This is a genomic window from Kitasatospora sp. NPDC087271 (assembly GCF_044744605.1).
Lineage (GTDB): Bacteria > Actinomycetota > Actinomycetes > Streptomycetales > Streptomycetaceae > Kitasatospora.
The window spans coordinates 1-16703 of record NZ_JBIUYQ010000045.1 but is presented as its reverse complement, the minus strand read 5'-3'; the positions used below and the strand labels follow the sequence as shown (position 1 = coordinate 16703).

13 protein-coding genes are annotated in these 16703 nt (G+C 72.8%); 8 read left to right on the top strand and 5 right to left on the bottom strand.

Translation table 11 applies throughout. The features are described 5' to 3' along the window. Positions 1–445: 445 nt before the first annotated feature. Together ACIO9K_RS37010 and ACIO9K_RS37005 are read right to left on the bottom strand one after the other, a co-directional pair. Positions 446–883 (bottom strand): ATP-binding protein, encoded by a 438-nt coding sequence (locus tag ACIO9K_RS37010; protein WP_400336285.1) that lies wholly within the window; start codon positions 881–883, stop codon positions 446–448. A 98-nt stretch (positions 884–981) separates the two neighbouring features. Continuing rightward, a complete protein-coding gene (locus ACIO9K_RS37005) occupies positions 982–2187 on the bottom strand; it encodes a helix-turn-helix transcriptional regulator (RefSeq protein ID WP_363618686.1) in 1206 nt (401 codons plus the stop codon). Positions 2188–2369: 182 nt separating this feature from the next. Here ACIO9K_RS37005 and ACIO9K_RS37000 point away from each other — a divergent pair, with 182 nt between their 5' ends. Beyond that, positions 2370–3014: a Uma2 family endonuclease gene (locus ACIO9K_RS37000; protein WP_363618684.1), complete on the top strand. Its 645-nt coding sequence runs from the start codon at positions 2370–2372 to the stop codon at positions 3012–3014. A 66-nt stretch (positions 3015–3080) separates the two neighbouring features. On the opposite strand, the gene ACIO9K_RS36995 is transcribed toward ACIO9K_RS37000, so the two are convergent. After that, a complete protein-coding gene (locus tag ACIO9K_RS36995; protein ID WP_400336282.1) occupies positions 3081–4412 on the bottom strand; it encodes an MFS transporter in 1332 nt (443 codons plus the stop codon). A 345-nt stretch (positions 4413–4757) separates the two neighbouring features. Between ACIO9K_RS36995 and ACIO9K_RS36990 the strand changes: the two genes are divergently transcribed. Then, positions 4758–6389 (top strand): hypothetical protein, encoded by a 1632-nt coding sequence (locus ACIO9K_RS36990; RefSeq protein ID WP_400336280.1) that lies wholly within the window; start codon positions 4758–4760, stop codon positions 6387–6389. A gap of 43 nt (positions 6390–6432) precedes the next feature. Here ACIO9K_RS36990 and ACIO9K_RS36985 read toward each other — a convergent pair whose 3' ends face one another. Then, positions 6433–6876 carry a VOC family protein gene (locus ACIO9K_RS36985; RefSeq protein ID WP_363618678.1) on the bottom strand — a complete coding sequence of 148 codons (444 nt, stop codon included), beginning with the start codon at positions 6874–6876 and terminating at the stop codon, positions 6433–6435. Positions 6877–7159: 283 nt separating this feature from the next. Between ACIO9K_RS36985 and ACIO9K_RS36980 the strand changes: the two genes are divergently transcribed. Together ACIO9K_RS36980 and ACIO9K_RS36975 are read left to right on the top strand one after the other, a co-directional pair. Continuing rightward, the gene (locus ACIO9K_RS36980) at positions 7160–8248 is read left to right on the top strand and encodes a hypothetical protein (RefSeq protein ID WP_400336278.1); all 1089 of its coding nucleotides are present in this window, start codon (positions 7160–7162) and stop codon (positions 8246–8248) included. Positions 8249–8452: 204 nt separating this feature from the next. Next, positions 8453–9943, top strand: a complete 1491-nt coding sequence (locus ACIO9K_RS36975; RefSeq protein WP_400336276.1) for an alkaline phosphatase PhoX — start codon at positions 8453–8455, stop codon at positions 9941–9943. A gap of 30 nt (positions 9944–9973) precedes the next feature. Here the strand turns inward: ACIO9K_RS36975 and ACIO9K_RS36970 are convergent, their stop codons facing one another. Beyond that, a complete protein-coding gene (locus ACIO9K_RS36970) occupies positions 9974–11629 on the bottom strand; it encodes a PucR family transcriptional regulator (protein WP_400336274.1) in 1656 nt (551 codons plus the stop codon). Between the two features lie 142 nt (positions 11630–11771). Here ACIO9K_RS36970 and ACIO9K_RS36965 point away from each other — a divergent pair, with 142 nt between their 5' ends. The 4 genes from ACIO9K_RS36965 (at position 11772) to ACIO9K_RS36950 (ending at position 16563) form a co-directional block, all read left to right on the top strand. After that, positions 11772–12368, top strand: coding sequence for a PadR family transcriptional regulator (locus ACIO9K_RS36965; RefSeq protein WP_063349534.1), 597 nt, complete (start codon positions 11772–11774; stop codon positions 12366–12368). Continuing rightward, positions 12365–13630: an FAD-dependent oxidoreductase gene (locus tag ACIO9K_RS36960; protein WP_400336272.1), complete on the top strand. Its 1266-nt coding sequence runs from the start codon at positions 12365–12367 to the stop codon at positions 13628–13630. Before ACIO9K_RS36965 ends, ACIO9K_RS36960 begins: the two co-directional genes overlap by 4 nt. 161 nt (positions 13631–13791) lie before the next feature. Next, entirely contained in the window at positions 13792–15420 is a 1629-nt protein-coding gene (pruA, locus tag ACIO9K_RS36955; protein WP_363580481.1) for an L-glutamate gamma-semialdehyde dehydrogenase, read from the top strand. A 213-nt stretch (positions 15421–15633) separates the two neighbouring features. Next, a complete protein-coding gene (locus ACIO9K_RS36950; RefSeq protein WP_363580483.1) occupies positions 15634–16563 on the top strand; it encodes a proline dehydrogenase family protein in 930 nt (309 codons plus the stop codon). Positions 16564–16703: the final 140 nt, after the last annotated feature.

Here is a 16703-nt window from a genome sequence, read left to right as displayed (position 1 = left end):
GCTACCGGCCCGGGTACGGCGGCTTCGGCGGACCTGGTGGTGCCGGGGGCGGAGGCGGTGGGGGCGGTGGAGGCTGAGGGGCCTCCAAGATCGGCACGGCCGTTTGCGGCACGGCGAATCTCCCTTCGGTGCGATGGGGTTCCCGGCCCGGCGGGTCGCCAAGGCCGGCGAAGAGGGGCGGCTCCGGCTGTCGGGGTTCACCCGGAGTCGCCTGGCCCCGCCCTGGGCCGGGGTGCCGTTGATGCCGGGGCAGGAGTAAAGGGATCAGGCAGGCGATGGCGTGTCGAGAATCGACTCCGAGGGTTCGGTCCGGTCCATGGGGCCCGCCTGGACGTGGTGCTGGATCAAGCCGACAAGAGAGCGAGAACGACGGCGTGGCCGAGTACCCACAGCCCGGTGAGCACGTCGCCCACAGGGTCGCGGTGCGCGCCCCGGTGCCGGGGGTTCATGCTCGGTCCGCGGCGATGTCGGCCCGCATCGTCTTGCCGAGCGAGTCCAAGTCGACGCCCCAGGCGACGGACAGGCGGTCGACCAGGGCCAGGCCGCGGCCGCACTCCGCGTCGTGGGCGGCGCCGATCAGGACCGGCAGGGCGCGGGAGCCGTCTCGGACGGAGATCCGTACGGCCTGGCCTGCCCGGTTGGTCACCCGCGTGATACTGACCCGCATGGCGGTCAGGCAACCGGTCTTGGCGGCGTTGGAGACCAGCTCCGTGACGATCAGCTCGGCGTCGTCGGCCAGGTGGGGCAGGTTCCACTCGGTGAGCTTGGCGCGGACCATGCGGCGGGCAGCGAGGGCCGATGCCGGGGTGTAGGGCAGCCGCAGGGTCGCCAGGCTCGACGGAACGTGGGCGAGCGCAAGGCGCTGGTGATGGAGCGTCAACATGTGCCCAATGTCGCGGAGTTCTCACCGTCCGTGAACGGACGGCGTGTATCACTTCCCGAAGTCGTACCGGCGCCGGGTGATACGCCGCGTATCACTCCTCAGTTGATGATCACGGATGTTCCGAGGATCGATGAGAGCTTGCGTAGCTTGGCCGTAGTTGCGCTGCCCGCGCTCGCCTTCTGCGCGATCACCCCGGGCAATCCCTGATGACGAGCCCAACCAGGGGCGGCCGAGCACACCTCAAGCAGGGTGTCCAGGGCGGTGTCGGACTGCCGGGTCTCGGCTTGTGCGAGCGCCACGTCCAGCATCATCCGGTTGCGCGCCGACGGGGTGAGCGAGCTCATGTCGGCGATCGAATCGAACAGGCCGAGCGCCCTCCCCGGCCGACTGGTCGAGACGGAGATGCCGATCGCCTGTGCGGTGACCGTCGCGGGCCCGAACGCCGTGCCGTTCACCATGACATCCCGGCCCATCCGAGCCGCGACCGCATGCCCCTGCGACAGCAGGTCGTCGGCGCCGTCCACGTCTCCTTGGCGGGCGGCGACGACGGCCGCGAAGGTCACGTGCCATCCGTAGGTGGCGAGCATTACGAGATCTCTGTCCCCGTACCTGGGCTCGATGGATTCGTACGACATGCGGGCGGTCTCCTCCGCCTGGTCGAGCCGGGCATCCCGCAGGTAGATCCACGACCGGCCGGATGCGACCATGGCCGAGCGGACGGTATCCCCGCCGCGGTCGGCCTGGTGCTGCGCATGCCCGATCCCGGCGTACGCGAGATCGCGGGCGCCGAACTGGTTTGCCACGTAGGCGGCGAGCCGGTAGGCGTCGGCGAGGATGCCCGCCGCCGCACTCCCCTGGTCGACCGGAGCGGCTTTCAGCGAGGCGGCGGCTTCGCGTAGCGCCGGGGCGACGCGCACTCCGGCGCCCACGAAGTCGCCGGAGCGGTAGGTCTTCCATGCGGAGGCGAGCCCGGCCGCGAGTTCGGCCGGGGGCGGGGGTTGCACATCGACGCCGACCCCGGCGGCGGTGTCGTGAACGGCGCGGGACAGCTCACGCATCATCGCCCGGTCGGCACCGTGCATCGCGCGGCGGGGGGCCTGTTGGCCGAGGATCACCGAGATGTCGGCGTGCAGCGCGGTCGAGATCCGCAGTAGCGTCTGGAGGCTGCCGCCGAGGTTGCGTTCCGCCTTGCGGATCGTCGCCACCGACAGGCCAGATGCTTCGGCAAGCTGTTCCTGTGTCATGTCCGGCCCGCGTAGCAGCTTGATGCGCTCGCCCGTGGTGTAGTCGGTCCACTGCGTCATCCTGGTCCCCTTCCGGGTACACGGCCGTACTCGGAAGGTACCCGTTCCCAGGGGTGGGCGGACACGCTTCAACCCGTCTGATGGACGGGCCTTCGTCAACCTGGTGCCGCGCAAACCTCCCCTTCGAGGGAAAGGTTTGTGTGGCAGCGGTATGTGTGCCAGCGGGCAGCAAAGGTGGGGCTATGTCGCCTTTTGTTGCGTTCGGGCAGTGGACCTTGCCCGAATCGCCCTACGCGCTCTGGGTTCGGGGCGAGCTCGATGAACAGCTGGGGCTGCCCGAAGTGCTGCGGGTTGAGGTGATCGGTGGGGAGTTCGTTGTGACGCCATATCCGCCGGTGAACCACGCCCTGATGCTCAGGGACATTCATGAATGGCTGTTCCGCGCCGAACTCGGGGGTGAAGGTTTCCCGTGGCAGGTGGTGCAGCATGTCGGCGTCGATCTCGCGGAGATCGGAGATGGCTACTGCTCCGACCTCATTGTGGTAACCGCTGAGGTGGATCTGTTGGCAAGGGCAGAGGATCGATACCTCAGTCCAAGCGAGATCAGCTTGGTGGCTGAGGTCACCGCGCATCCCAGCGCACACAGTGACCGGCGCCCGGTATTCGGTAAGCCCACCAAATGGAGCGGGTATGCGCGGACCGGGGTGCCGTACTACCTGCTGGTGGACCGGGATCCGCGGCAGCCCGGTGTCACGCTGTTCGGCGAGCCGGACCGGAGTGAGGGGGCGTACGAGGTGTTGGGGGAGTGGAAGTTCGGAGAAGCCGTCCGATTGCCGAAGCCCTTTGACATTGAGATCGGCACCGGCAAATGGAAGCCCTGGACGTAGGCCGGGGTGAATGCGCCGCCGCCCGGGACTTCGGTCCCGGGCGGCGGTGTTTTTGGCTGCGGTAGGTCAGGACTGCCTGGGTTTGCGGGCGACGGCGAGGGCCAGGGCCGCGCAGAGGAGGGCGGCGACGGCGGCGAAGCCGCTGACGGCGGGGAGGAGGCCGTAGTGCTGGACCAGGGCGCCGACGATCACGATGGGGAGGGAACTGCCGAGGTAGACGATGACCCAGAGGGCGGAGAGCTCGGAACCGCGGCGCTCCGGGTCCATCGCGGCGGCCGCGCTGGTGAACAGGGAGCGGAAGGCGATGCCCTGGCAGGCGCCGCCGAGGATGCTGCCGATGAAGAGCAGGGCGGGCGTGCCGGTGTACTGGGCGGCGACGACCAGGGCCAGGCCGGCGGCCAGGCCGGTCATGCCGAGGGCGATCACCAGACGGTCGGAGGTCGGCGGGACGACCAACTGGGCCAGCGCGGAGGAGCCGAGCAGCAGGGCGGCCACGATCGCGCCGGTCAGGTGCGAGGAGGTGTGCAGCAGCTTGGCGGAGAAGGCCGGGGCGAGCGCCAGGTAGACGCCGAACACCGCGTACGAGATGAAGCCGGCCGAGGCGGCGAGCAGGAACTCGCGGCGGCCGGCGACCGGCAGGGCGAGTCGGCGCGGGCGCAGGTGGGCCGGGGTGGTGATGCGGGGCGGGGTGGTCGGCGGGCGGTTGCGGCCGGGCATCCGCGGGTGGACGAGGGCCAGCGGCACGCAGAGTGCCAGCAGGGCGATGGCGTGCAGCAGGAAGGGCGTCAGCAGCGGGTCCGCGCCGTTGGCGAGCAGGGCGCCGACCACCGGGCCGAGTGCGACGCCGCCGGCGGAACAGGCCAGGGTGAGCTTGGCGGCGAGCGTCGGGTGGGCGGGCAGCAGGTCGCCGAGGGCGGCCCCGGCGGCGCCGGTGGAGAGGCCGACGGCGATGCCCTGGACGGCCCGGCCGGCGGCGAGCTGCCAGAAGCTGCCCGAGGTGGCGAACACGACGTCGCCGGCGGCGGCCAGGGCGACGGCGGGCAGGATCAGGGCGCGGCGGCCGAGGTGGTCGGACCAGTGGCCGACCACGGCGAGCACGGGGACCAGCGCGAACACGTAGATCGTGAAGAGGATCGTGGTGTCGAGCGGGCCGAGGCCGAGGCGCTGCTGGAGGAGCGGGTAGATCGGCGTCGCCAGGTTGGCACCGATCAGCATCAGCAGCAGCGCGGCGGCGACGAGGCCGACGCGGACACCGCGCAGCGCGTTCCAGCGGCTGACCGCGGCGAGCTGGAGCTGGGCGCGGGGCGCGAGCTCCAGGGGAAGCAGGGCCTCCGAGAGTCGGCGTCCGTCGAGCTGCGCGGTGCGCAGGCCGGAGCCGGCGGGGGAGAGGTCCGCCATGTAAGGGATCTCCTGTGGCAGGGCACCACCGGGTCGGCGGGGTGTGCCGGCGCGCCCGTCCTGAGGCGCTGTGGTGGTGGCCGCGGTGCGGGGCTCCCTGGTGGAGCGGGTGAGCTGAGTGGGCCCCTCCTGCCCGGTGTCGGGCGGGGAGGGCGAAGGGCTTCATTGCCCGGTGGCCCGCGCGGGGTGTGCACGGTGCCAATGCGAAGGATAAAGGGTGGGCGCACGGTTGCGGCGCGCGCCCCTTGAGGCCGGGCATCGGGGGTGCCCGGCCTATACGCTGAGGTGGTGGATCGGGACGCTGAGCTGATAGGCGGACCGCTGGCTGAGGGAGAACGCACAACGATGGCCGGACGACGTCGGAAGAACGCCGGGGCTTCGCCGGGGGAGAGTGCGGCCGAGCCGGTTCTGCCCGCCGACCTGGAGCTCCAGGACCTCTACGGGGCGTTCGCCGCGCACGGGCTGGACGACGAGGACCTGGACGACGCGGCGGTCCTGGTACCGCCGGTGAAGCTGCCCGCCGAGGAGGAGCTGGCCGCCCTGGCGAAGGCCGTGCCGATGTTCGGGTACGCGCTGGCGCTGGCCCGCTGGGCGGCCCCGCACCGGGTGGTGGACGAGTTCGGCGACCTGGTGGAGGAGGACCGGGCTCCCGCGGCGCAGCTGCTGGGCTTGGCCCCCGCCGAGGGGGAGGTGCCGGAGGAGGCGGAGGTTGAGGCGATGCGGGCCTGGTCGCTGGCCTGCGACCTGGACCTGGTGGAGATCGGGACGACGGCGGCCGGTGAGCACGTCGCCGTGCCGGGCCCGGATCTGGAGCCCGCCGAGGAGGGTGACCCGGAGACCGTCCTGGAGCTGTGGCTGACCGCCGCCGGGATCGTCCGGGAGCTGGCCGTGGAGGCCGACTCGCTGCCGGAGGAGGAGGCCGCGCGGGCCGCCGAGGGCGGGGAGGCCGGGGAGGAGGACGAGGACGCCCTGAGCGAGGTCGAGGAGGCCCGGGACGCCGCCGCCGAGCTGCTGGACGAGGCGTTGCAGGTGCTGTACGAGACCACCGCCTTCGCCGATCCGGGCAACGAGACCGTGCCGCTGGGCGTGCTGGCCGCGCTGCTGGTGGTGCCGGAGGGCGAGGAGCCGAGCGAGGAGCTGCTGGGCGACATCACCGATGTGATGGTCGCGCTGGACCCGATGCTGGGCGACCTGGCCGAGCTGGGCCTGCTGGAGTACCGGCCGATCGACCCGGAGCTGTTCGACGAGGAGGAGGGCCCGGAGGGCGAGGAGCCCGCCCTGGTCGGCGAGGCGCCGCTGGACGAGGAGGAGTCGGCGCGCTTCGGGCTCGTCCGGCTCACCCCGCTCGGCCAGTACGGCATCCGGCAGTGGCTGCTGGAGGACGGCTACGACGCGCCGCTGGTCGGCGAGCTGGCCCAGGGCGACGCGGCCGAGCTGCTGCGCGGGGTGTGCGAGGCCGCCAACGTGCTGCCGGACGAGGAGCTGCGGGTCTGGATCACCGGCCGGGAGCCGGTGGCGGCGGCGCGCGAGCTGCTGGCGGCGGCGCGCGGCGACGACGCGTACGCCCCGATGCGGCGGATGCTCGGCGTCTCGGCGCTGAACATGCTGGGCACGGCCGCCGAGCCGGCCGTGCGCGACGTGCTGGACGACCCCGAGCTGGGCGGCGCCGCCCGGGCCTGGCTGACCTCGAAGGGAGCGACGGACGTGCCGGTGCCGGAGCGGACGATGGCGCTGTGGACGGTGGTCGACACCTTCGCCGCCCAGCTGCTGGACAGCGGCGGCGACGCCGAACTGCTGCGCGAGCTGATCGCGGACCTGCCGGTGACCGGCAACCCGGCGTCCTACTTCGGCGAGCTCTGGCGGGTCGACCACCCGTACACGGCGGACGTCCTGGAGGCCGTCGGGGAGCTGCACCTGGACCGGGCGGTGGCCAAGGAGGCGCGCAAGGCGGCCTTCAAGGCGCGGTCCAAGGGCTGACGGGCCGATGGGGGGGGCTTCGACGGGCTGATGGGCGGGCGGGTCAGGGGAGATCCAGGGAGCCGTCCTCGGCGAAGGGGAAGAACGGGTTGTGGGCCAGCTCCCAGAGGTGGCCGTCCGGGTCCTCGAAGTAGCCGGAGTAGCCGCCCCAGCTGGTCGGGACCGGCGGCTTGACCACCACGGCGCCGGCCTCGACCGCCGTCTTCAACGCGGCGTCCACCAGCGCGGGGGACTCCAGGTTCACCGCGAGGGTGACGCCGCGGAAGGCGGGCTCGCCGGTGGCGGGCACGCCCGCGTCGGCGGCCAGCTCCTCGGTGGGGAAGAGGCCGAGCGCCGAGTCGGCGGTGCGGAACCAGACGATCTCCGGGCTGGAGGCGGAGGACCGCCGCCAGCCCAGGCCTTCGTAGAAGCGGGCGCTGCGGTCGAGGTCGGAGACCCCGAGGGTGACGATGCTGATCCGGGCCGGGAAGCTGCTGTCTGCTGTCATGCCGCCAGGGTAGGGAGGGCGGCTGACAACCGCGCCTCCTGACACGGCCCGTGCCCGTTGGCGACCGGGCGTCCCGGGGGCCTGCGCCGGTGCCCGGCACCCGAGCTGATGACCCGGCAGGTCCCGGGCACTAAGGTGGCGTCGGCGGTGCGGGCGCGAGGACTCGGGGGTGCGGCACAGGATGATGCGGGAGAGTGGCGGCAGGCCCCCGGAGTGGAACGCCGGGCGGACGGACCCTGCGCGCGTCCCGGACCCGAGGAGCAGGGAGGAGCGTCTCGCCGCGGTGGAGGACTTCTCCCGCCGGACGGTGGCCGCGGCCGACTTCCCGGTGTACGGCGTCGTCGCGGGGCTGTCGCGCGGGGGCGGCGCGACGGGCGGCTGGGGCGAGGCGCTGGCCGCCTTCGAGACCTCCGGCGGCGAACTCGCCTGGGTCGAGGTGCAGTCCGGCGACTGGAGCTCGGTGGCCGGCCCGTACGTCAGCGTGCGCACCTACCGGCCGGGCGCGGAGCACGGCGAGGACCTGCCCGAGCTGGAGGACGTGGTCGAGGACGAACGGGACCGGGTCTACGACCACCTCGGGGTCGACGAGGGCGACGGGCCGGGCCGGGTGCGGGCGCTGCGCGAGTGGATCACGGTGGACGGCGAGCCGTACCCGGTGGAGGTGCACGAGGACCGGCCGGTGCTCTGGCCGGGCGCGTCGGCCGCCGACGGGGCCGCACCGGTCTGGGCCGGGCGGCTGCGGATCGGCGGGCTGACCGTGACGGTGTGCGGGCGCGGGGTGCCGCCCGGCGGCGTGGAGCTCGGCGGGATCGCGGACTTCGAGCCGTACCTGCGCGGCCGGGCCGAGCTGCTGGGCGAGCTGGCCGCCCGGCGGGCCCGGCAGGTCCCGGTGGAGGAGCGCGAACTGCCGCCCGCCGTCGGGCTGGAGGCGCACCGGGAGCTGATCGCGCAGAGCGTCGCCGAGTCCGCCGCCGTCGAGGCGCAGGTCCGGGCCGGGCGGACGCCGCGGCGCCCGCGCGGGGACGCCTACGAGGTGCGCTGGGAGGTGGCGGTGCGCCAGCAGATGCGGCTCGCCACCGAGACCCGGGAGGAGGCGGTGACGGCGCTGACCGCGATGGTCAACCACCTCAACCGGCTTGCCCGGCACACGCATTGGCTGATCGGCACGCCGGAGGGCGGGGCGGCCGTCGAGGAGGTCGTCCGGTACACGGTGTTCGCCAGCGAGGTGGCGAGCCTGCCGGCGCAGCGGGCCTGGGAGCAGCTCTGGCGGGAGCGGCGGGGCGGCGGGCCGGACGTCTGGGAGGAGCACCGGCTCGCCGAGCAGCTGTGGCTGTCGGCCTGGGAGCAGTGGCGGACGGCGCGGTCGGGGTGACCCTCGGCAGGGCGCCGTGGGCAAAGCGGAGGTCATGTGTCGGTCATCGGTTGGCAAATGGCCGCCTGGGCGTGAGGTGGGCTTCACACCGGGTTCATCCCCGCGGCGGAGTCTGCTGGTCGTCGACGCCCCGTCTCGACGCCCCGCCCGCCGGGCACCGGGCCCGCCCCCGGTCCGGCGGCCGATTCCTCAGGAGTTGCTGCCATGCCGCTGTCCCGCCGGGACTTCGTCAACCGTTCCACCCTCGTCGGGGCCGGCGTGCTGATCGCCGGCAGCGCGGAGGCGCTGGCCAGCGCTCCGGGCGCGATCGCCGCCCCGGTCGGCGGCGAGCTGCCGGCCGCGTCCGCGGCGGGTGACACCGGTGCCGCGCGCGCCGCCGTCGGCTACGGCCCGCTGGTGCAGGACCCGGCCGGGCTGCTGTCGCTGCCCAAGGGCTTCGCGTACAAGGTCGTCAACCGTGCCGGCGTCACCCGGCTGCGCACCGGCGAGTTCACCCCGAGCAACCACGACGGCACCTCCGCCTTCGAGGACGAGCGCGGCGGCAACCTGCTCGTCACCAACCACGAGCTGCGCGGGCCCCGGGCGAACTGGCCGAACCCGGTGCCGCTGACCGAGGGCCACGTCTACGACCCGGGCGCGGCCGGCGGCTGCACCATCGTGCACGCCAAGCGGAACGGCTCGGTCGAGCAGTGGGTCGGCATCGCCGGCACCTCCACCAACTGCGCGGGCGGCGTGACCCCGTGGGGCACCTGGCTGTCCGGCGAGGAGACCGAGGACAAGGCCGGCCAGAACGGCATGACCAAGGACCACGGGTACATCTTCGAGGTCGACCCGTTCGACGACGACTACAACCGCGACCCGCAGCCGGTGAAGGCCTTCGGCCGGTACGCGCACGAGGCCGTCGTGGTGGACCCGAAGCGCGGCCACGTCTACCTGACCGAGGACGCCTCGAACCCCAACGGCCTGCTGTTCCGCTGGACCCCGCCGGCCGGCTTCAAGCACGGCCGCTACAAGCTGCGCGCGCTGGCCGCCGACGCGGGCGTGCTGGAGGCCTTCAAGGTCTTCGACTCCCAGGGCAAGTTCGTCGACGACCTCTCCCGCGCCACCAAGGTCGGCACCACCTACGGCGCGGACTGGGTCAAGGTCCAGGACCGCGACGCCAGGACCGTCTCGGTCCGCAAGCAGTTCAAGGACGGCGAGGTCACCCGGGCCCGCAAGCTGGAGGGCATGTGGTGGGGTGACGGCGGCTTCTACTTCGTCTCCAGCTTCGCCCGCTCGGAGAGCCCGGTGCAGCACGACGGCCAGGTCTGGTTCTACAACCCGGCCCGCCGCACCATCACCCTGAAGGTGCTGCTCGGCGTCAACACCGACGTGCTCGGCGACCACGACAACTACGACGGCCCGGACAACATCACCGTGTCGCCGTACGGCGGCGTGGTCATCGCCGAGGACGGCGAGGGCGTGCAGCACCTGTTCGGCGCCACCGAGGACGGGCTGACCTACCCGATCGCGCGCAACGAGCTGAACATCGGCAGCGCGGCCAAGCCCGAGTTCAGCGAGTTCACCGGGGTGACCTTCTCGGACGACGGCAAGACCCTCTTCGCCAACATCCAGGAGCCGGGCATCCAGCTGGCCATCACCGGCCCGTGGCACCGGCTGAACGAGCACAAGCGCGGTCAGGGCTACGGCGAGTGACGTAGCGCGCGATGAGGGGGCTGCCCGCGGTCATTCGTCCGCGGGCAGCCTCAGTTGCAGCATCGCCAGCAGGCGCTGCTGCGGCTGGGCGAGGTCGATGCCGGTCAACTGCTCGGCGCGGCGCACCCGGTAGCGCAGGGTGTTGGGGTGGATGTGCAGGGCGTCCGCGGCGACCCGGACCTCGCCGAGCGCGTCCAGCCAGGCCAGCACCGACTCGGCGAGCCGGGTGCCGTGCCGGCGGTCGTACGCGGCGAGCGCGGTGAGCCGGGGGTCGCGCAGGCCGGAGCGCTCCTGGAGCAGCGCGAGCATCTCACTGACCAGCACCTCGGCCTGGACGTCGATCAGCGCCGCCACGTCGAGGTCCACCCCGCCGCGGCCCATCGCGTCCAGGATGCGGTCCGCCTGCGCGCGGGAGTCCGGCACCTGGGCCAGGCCGTCCACGGTCGAGCCGATCGCGGCGCGCAGCGGGACGCCGAGGTGCTCCCGGGCGGCCGCCACCACCTCCTCCGCCCAGCCGCGCACGGTGGCCATCGGCAGGCCGGGCGGGAGTTCGGGCAGCAGCACGTACACCCGGGACTCGATCGGGGCGAGCAGTGCGGTGCGGTGTCGGGCGGCGGCGTGCACCGAGATCAGGCCGGTGACGTCGGAGCGGTGCAGCGCCTCGGTGGTGTGCGCGCTGTAGGCGAGCACGGTGGCCGGGCGCCGCAGGTCCAGCCCCAGGTGGGTGGCGAGCGACTGCGGGCCGGTGGAGCCCTCCAGCAGGCCGGTGAGCAGCGTCCGGGTGAGTCGCGTGTCGGCGGACAACTCACGTCGGCGGCGCACCAGTTGGGCGGCGGCCACCCGGGCGGCGCCGACCAGGGCCTGATCGGCGAGCGGCGCCAGCGGCTGCGCCCCCTCCTGCACCCAGATGGTGCCGAGCGGCTGCGCCCCGGCCCGGATGCCGATCGCCAGGCGGCGGCGCAGGCCGAGTTCGGGGTGCGGTTCGACCGCGATCGGGGCGTCCGAGGTGCGCAGGTGCTGGAAGATGCCCCACTCGCGGAGCTTGGACAGGTACGGCTCGGGGCCCTGCCAGCCGAGGATGGAGAGCCGGCGCAGGTCGTCGACCTCGTCCGAGTCGGAGGAGCGGGAGTACGCCAGCACCCGGCTGGAGGTGTCCTCGATCGAGACGATGCCGTTGGTGAGCACGGCGACGGTCTGCGCGAGGGAGAAGAGGTCGCCCGCGTTGGGTTCGGGGGCGCCGGGGGTGTCCGGGGCGTCCGGGCCGGCGATGATCGCGCGGGCCAGCGAGTCGAGGTGCTCCCAGCGGGTCTCGCGGCGGACCGAGAGCAGGGCGACGCCCGCCTCGGTGGCGGCCTCGCGCAGTGCGTCCGCCTGGCCGGGGCCGTCCAGTTTGACCGCGACCGCTGCGGCGCCGGCCCGTCCGGCGGCGCGCAGGGCGGGGAGGGCGGCGCGGCCGCGGGCGCCGATCGCGAGGACGAGTTCGCCGGGGGCGGCGGTCGGCGGGTCCTCCGGGTCGAGGATCGCGACGTCGCGGACCGGGACGTCCAGGCCCTGCGGGGCGGCCTGGAGTTCGACCAGGGGTTCGCCGAGGGACATCAGCAGCCGGCGGAGCGGGAGGCCGGAGGTGGGCGGGAGGCCGGGGATGGGTGGGAGTCCGGGGGTGGCGGGGAGGCCGGGGGTCGTCATCGGGCCTCCTTCATCCGCTCGGACAATGCCGTGTGGTTGATTTTAGCCGGGCGGACAGAGTCGTGGCCCGGCTTTCGTAAATAGTTGACTCTGACTATTCAGGAGTGGATAGTCAGTACTGACCAAGAGATGAGGACGTCTCGTGGCGAAGCGACGCAAGGTGTCGAACCCGCTGGCCCTCGCGGTCCTGGCCGAACTCGTGGCCGGGCCGATGCACCCCTACGAGATGGGGCGCCGGCTCAAGGAGCACGGCAAGGACCGCAACATCAAGTACAACCGCAGCTCGCTGTACATGGTCGTGGAGCAACTGCGGAAGGCCGGGTTCGTCGCCGAACAGGAGACCGTCCGCGACACCCAGCGACCGGAGCGCACCGTCTACGCCGTCACCCCCGAGGGCCGGGCGGAGCTCACCGACTGGATGCGCGAACTCGTCGCCGAACCGCAGCACGAGTACCCCGCGTTCGGGGTCGCGCTGTCGCTGCTCATGGTGGTCCCGCCGGCCGAGGCCGTGGAACTGCTGGAACAGCGGCGGGCCGCGCTGGCCGCCGAGGTGGCGGGCATCCGGGCGGCCCTGCGGAAGGCCTCGGACGACGGCGTGGCCTGGATCTTCCTGATCGAGGAGGAGCACCGGGTCGGCGCGCTGGAGGCCGAGGGCCGCTTCGTCGAGCACCTCGTCGGTCGACTCAAGGAGCCGGAGTTCATCCGGACCTGGCACGAGATCTTCGGGAGCCTGGAATGAGTACGAGCAACGGGGAGAAGAGGGCCCTCGTCATCGGCGGCGGGATCGCCGGGCCGGTGACGGCACTGGCCCTGCGCAAGGCCGGCGTCGAAGCCGTCGTCTTCGAGGCCTACGAGTCCTCCGCCGAGGGCATCGGCGGCACCTTCATGATCGCCCCCAACGGGCTCGACGCCCTGACGACCGTCGGGCTCGGGGCGGAGGTCGGCGCGATCGGGCAGCCGATCGGCCCGATGCTGATCGAGGACGGCCGGGGCGGCGTGCTGGCCGAGTTCGCCGGCCTCCCCGACCTGCCGCCCGGCCGGGTCATGCGCCGCGCCGAACTGTACGAGGTGCTCCAGCGGCGGCTGCGCGAGAGCGGCATCGAAGTCCGGTACGGCAAACGGCTGGTCGGCGCCGAGGAGGGCGCCGACGGCATCACCGCCCGCTTCGCCGACGGCGACACCGCCACCGGCGACCTGCTGATCGGCACCGACGGCACCCGCTCCACCGTCCGCACCCTGATCGACCCGGCTGCACCCGGCGCGCGGTACACCGGCCTGCTCGGCGTCGGCGGCTACAGCCCGCACCGGCTGCCCGGCCGGGCCGGACACGGCGAGACCATGCACTTCGCCAACGGCGCCCGCGCCTTCTTCGGCTACTGGGGGCTGCCGGACGGCGCCGGGACGGCCTGGTTCAGCAACATCCCGCAGCCCGATCAGCTGACCGCCGAGCAGGTCCGCGCCGTCAGCCCGGAGCAGTGGCTGCGCCGGGTCCGCGACCTGCACGCCGACGACCTGCCCGCCCGGGACGTGCTGCGCGAGGCCGCCGCCGACACCGTCGAGGTCTTCCCGCGGCTGGAGATCATGCCGTCCGTCCCGCACTGGTACCGCGGCCGGATGGTGCTGGTCGGCGACTGCGCGCACGCCCCCTCCAACAGCTCCGGCCAGGGCGTCTCGCTGGCCGTCGAGAGCGCCGTCGAACTCGCCCGCTGCCTGCGGGACCTGCCCGACCACACCGCCGCCTTCGCCGCCTACGAGGCGCTGCGCCGGCCCCGGGTCGAGAAGATCGCGGCCGACGCGGCGCGCACCAACAACCAGAAGTCCTCCGGGCCGGTCGGCCGGGTGCTGTTCCGGCTGCTCGCGCCGATCGCGATGCGGACCTTCCTGAGCCCGGAGAAGATGCTCCGCCCGGTGCACGGCCACCGGATCGACTGGGACCGGCCGGTGCTCCCGGTGGCCTCCGGCGCGACGGGCCGGCAACGGCGCGCCGTGACCGCGCCGTGACTGCGCCGTGACCCCTTCGTCGGGCCGGACAACGCCGTACGGGGGAATTTAGCCTTCCGGCCAATCAAGTGGCCCCAGGGGCAGGAATAGCGTTCGTGCTGTGGCCGACGTGCGACCCGCGCCGGCATCCCCCCGCATCAACGAAGGAGAGCGTGCGCTCTATGGACGCTGTGACCCAGGTCCCCGCGCCGGTGAACGAGCCGGTCCACAGCTACGCCCCGGGCAGCCCGGAACGGGCCCGTCTGGAGGCCAAGCTGAAGGAGCTGGGCGGCCAGGAGCCGGTCCAGCTGACCATGACGATCAACGGTGAGCGCCGCATGGGCGGCGGCGCCGAGATCCACGTCGTCCAGCCGCACAACCACGCGGCGAGGCTCGGCACCCTGCGCAACGCCACCCAGGCCGACGCGCAGGAGGCCATCGACACTGCCCTGGCCGCGGCCCCGGCCTGGCAGGCGCTCTCCTTCGACTCCCGCGCCGCGATCTTCCTCAAGGCCGCCGACCTGCTGGCCGGCCCCTGGCGCGAGACCCTGGCCGCCGCCACCATGCTCGGCCAGTCCAAGACCGCCCAGCAGGCCGAGATCGACACGCCCTGCGAGCTGGTCGACTTCCTGCGCTTCAACGTGCACTTCGCCCGCCAGATCATGGCCGAGCAGCCGATCTCCTCGGACGGCGTGTGGAACCGCAGCGACCACCGCCCGCTGGAGGGCTTCGTCTACGCGATCACCCCGTTCAACTTCACCGCGATCGCCGGCAACCTGCCGACCGCGCCCGCGCTGATGGGCAACGTGGTGCTCTGGAAGCCGTCCCCGACCCAGCAGTACTCCGCGCACCTGCTGATGCAGCTGCTGGAGGAGGCCGGCTTGCCCAAGGGCGTCATCAACATGGTGACCGGCGACGGCCTGGACGTCTCCGCCGTGGCGCTCAAGCACCCGGCGCTGGCCGGCATCCACTTCACCGGCTCCACCGCCACCTTCCAGCACCTGTGGCGCTCCGTCGGCGAGAACATCGCCGGCTACCGCACCTACCCGCGGATCGTCGGCGAGACCGGTGGCAAGGACTTCCTGGTCGCCCACCCGTCCGCCGACCCGGCCGTGCTGAAGACCGCGATGACCCGCGGCGCCTTCGAGTTCCAGGGCCAGAAGTGCTCGGCGCTCTCCCGCGCCTACGTCCCGGCCTCGATCTGGGCCGGCCTCAAGGACGAGTTCGCCGCCGAGGTCGAGGGCCTCACCATGGGCGACGTCACCGACCTGGCGAACTTCATGTCCGCCGTCATCGACGACCGTGCCTTCGCCAAGAACAAGGCCGCCATCGACCGCGCCCAGGCCGACCCCGCGGTCGAGGTCCTGGCCGGCGGCACCTACGACGACTCGGTCGGCTACTTCGTCCGCCCGACCGTCCTGGTCTGCGAGGACCCGGCGTCCGAGTACTTCCGCGAGGAGTACTTCGGCCCGATCCTCGCCGTGCACGTCTACCAGGACGACAAGTACGACGAGATGCTGGCCCAGATGGAGTCGGCCTCCGCCTACGGCCTGACCGGTGCGATCATCGCCCAGGACCGCGCGGCCGCCCAGGACGCCATGCACAAGCTGCGCTTCGCGGCCGGCAACTTCTACATCAACGACAAGCCGACCGGCGCCGTCGTCGGCCAGCAGCCCTTCGGCGGCGGCCGGGCCTCCGGCACCAACGACAAGGCCGGTGCCAAGCAGAACCTGGCGCGGTGGACCTCGACCCGCTCGGTCAAGGAGACCTTCGTCCCGCCGACGGACTACCGCTACCCGCACATGGGCTGAGTGCCCCTCCCGACCGTTCCGGTCGCCTGACCGTCCAGGTCACGTGGCCGCGCCGGTCACCTGACCACTCCGGTCGCCTGACCACTCGGTCACCCGCGACGCCCGGCCCCGCAGCCGGGCGCCGCCCGCCGGGGCGGCGGTGTCACATACCCGCCGCCCGCCGCCCCGGCCCCCCTTCTGCCACCCTTAGAAGCACCAGCTCCAGGAGTCACGATGCTCCGTTCCGCCCTTCTCGCGGCCTCCCGGTCGCCGCAGGTCCGCACCGTGGTCGAGAAGTTCCCGCCGACCCACGCGATAGTCGAGCGCTTCGTCGCCGGTGACGTCCTCGACGACGCCGTCACCGCCACCGACGACCTGATCGCCACCGGCCGCAAGGTCACCCTGGACCACCTCGGCGAGGACACCCAGGACGCCGCCCAGGCCGCCGGCACCGCCGAGGCCTACGAGCACCTGCTCAAGGCGCTCAAGGAGACCGGCCTCGCGGCCGGCGCCGAGGTGTCGGTCAAGCTGTCGGCCGTCGGCCAGTTCCTCCCGGTGGACGGCGAGAAGATCGCGCTGGAGAACGCCCGCCGCATCTGCGAGGCCGCCGCCGACGCCGGCACCACGGTGACCCTCGACATGGAGGACCACACCACCACCGACTCCACCCTCGGCATCGCGCGCGAGCTGCGGGCGGACTTCCCCTGGCTGGGCGTCGTGCTCCAGGCCTACCTGCGCCGCACCGAGGCCGACTGCCGCGAGTTCTCCGGCCCCGGCTCGCGCGTGCGCCTGTGCAAGGGCGCCTACAAGGAGCCCGAGTCGGTCGCCTTCCAGGGCAAGCACGAGGTCGACCTCGCGTACGTCCGCGCGCTCAAGGTCCTGATGGCCGGCGAGGGCTACCCGATGATCGCCTCGCACGACCCCAACATGATCAAGATCGCCGGCCAGCTCGCCCAGTGGAACGGCCGCAAGCGCGACTCCTTCGAGTACCAGATGCTGTTCGGCATCCGCCCCGAGGAGCAGCTGCGCCTCGCCGGCGAGGGCAACACCATGCGCGTGTACCTGCCCTACGGCCAGGAGTGGTACGGCTACTTCATGCGCCGCCTCGCCGAGCGCCCGGCCAACCTCACCTTCTTCCTGCGCGCCATGGCCACCCGCGGCTGACCCGCGCGCACCCGCACGACGACGGCCCGCACCCCCGGTGGAAGGGCTTAGGTTCAAGGGGTCGTCGCAACACCGCTTGGTTTCAGACGGTGAGTAGATCACGTAGACGCTCGGCTGGGGTATCCCAGCCGAGCGTCTTG

Excerpts from the sequence above, each read along its gene's own strand:
- pruA (WP_363580481.1), top strand. The coding sequence starts at position 13,792 with ATGGACGCTGTGACCCAGGTCCCCGCGCCGGTGAACGAGCCGGTCCAC.
- ACIO9K_RS36950 (WP_363580483.1), top strand. The coding sequence starts at position 15,634 with ATGCTCCGTTCCGCCCTTCTCGCGGCCTCCCGGTCGCCGCAGGTCCGC.
- ACIO9K_RS37005 (WP_363618686.1), bottom strand. The coding sequence starts at position 2,187 with ATGACGCAGTGGACCGACTACACCACGGGCGAGCGCATCAAGCTGCTA.
- ACIO9K_RS36990 (WP_400336280.1), top strand. The coding sequence starts at position 4,758 with ATGGCCGGACGACGTCGGAAGAACGCCGGGGCTTCGCCGGGGGAGAGT.
- ACIO9K_RS36975 (WP_400336276.1), top strand. The coding sequence starts at position 8,453 with ATGCCGCTGTCCCGCCGGGACTTCGTCAACCGTTCCACCCTCGTCGGG.
- ACIO9K_RS37000 (WP_363618684.1), top strand. The coding sequence starts at position 2,370 with ATGTCGCCTTTTGTTGCGTTCGGGCAGTGGACCTTGCCCGAATCGCCC.
- ACIO9K_RS36960 (WP_400336272.1), top strand. The coding sequence starts at position 12,365 with ATGAGTACGAGCAACGGGGAGAAGAGGGCCCTCGTCATCGGCGGCGGG.
- ACIO9K_RS36985 (WP_363618678.1), bottom strand. The coding sequence starts at position 6,876 with ATGACAGCAGACAGCAGCTTCCCGGCCCGGATCAGCATCGTCACCCTC.
- ACIO9K_RS36970 (WP_400336274.1), bottom strand. The coding sequence starts at position 11,629 with ATGACGACCCCCGGCCTCCCCGCCACCCCCGGACTCCCACCCATCCCC.
- ACIO9K_RS36995 (WP_400336282.1), bottom strand. The coding sequence starts at position 4,412 with ATGGCGGACCTCTCCCCCGCCGGCTCCGGCCTGCGCACCGCGCAGCTC.
- ACIO9K_RS37010 (WP_400336285.1), bottom strand. The coding sequence starts at position 883 with ATGTTGACGCTCCATCACCAGCGCCTTGCGCTCGCCCACGTTCCGTCG.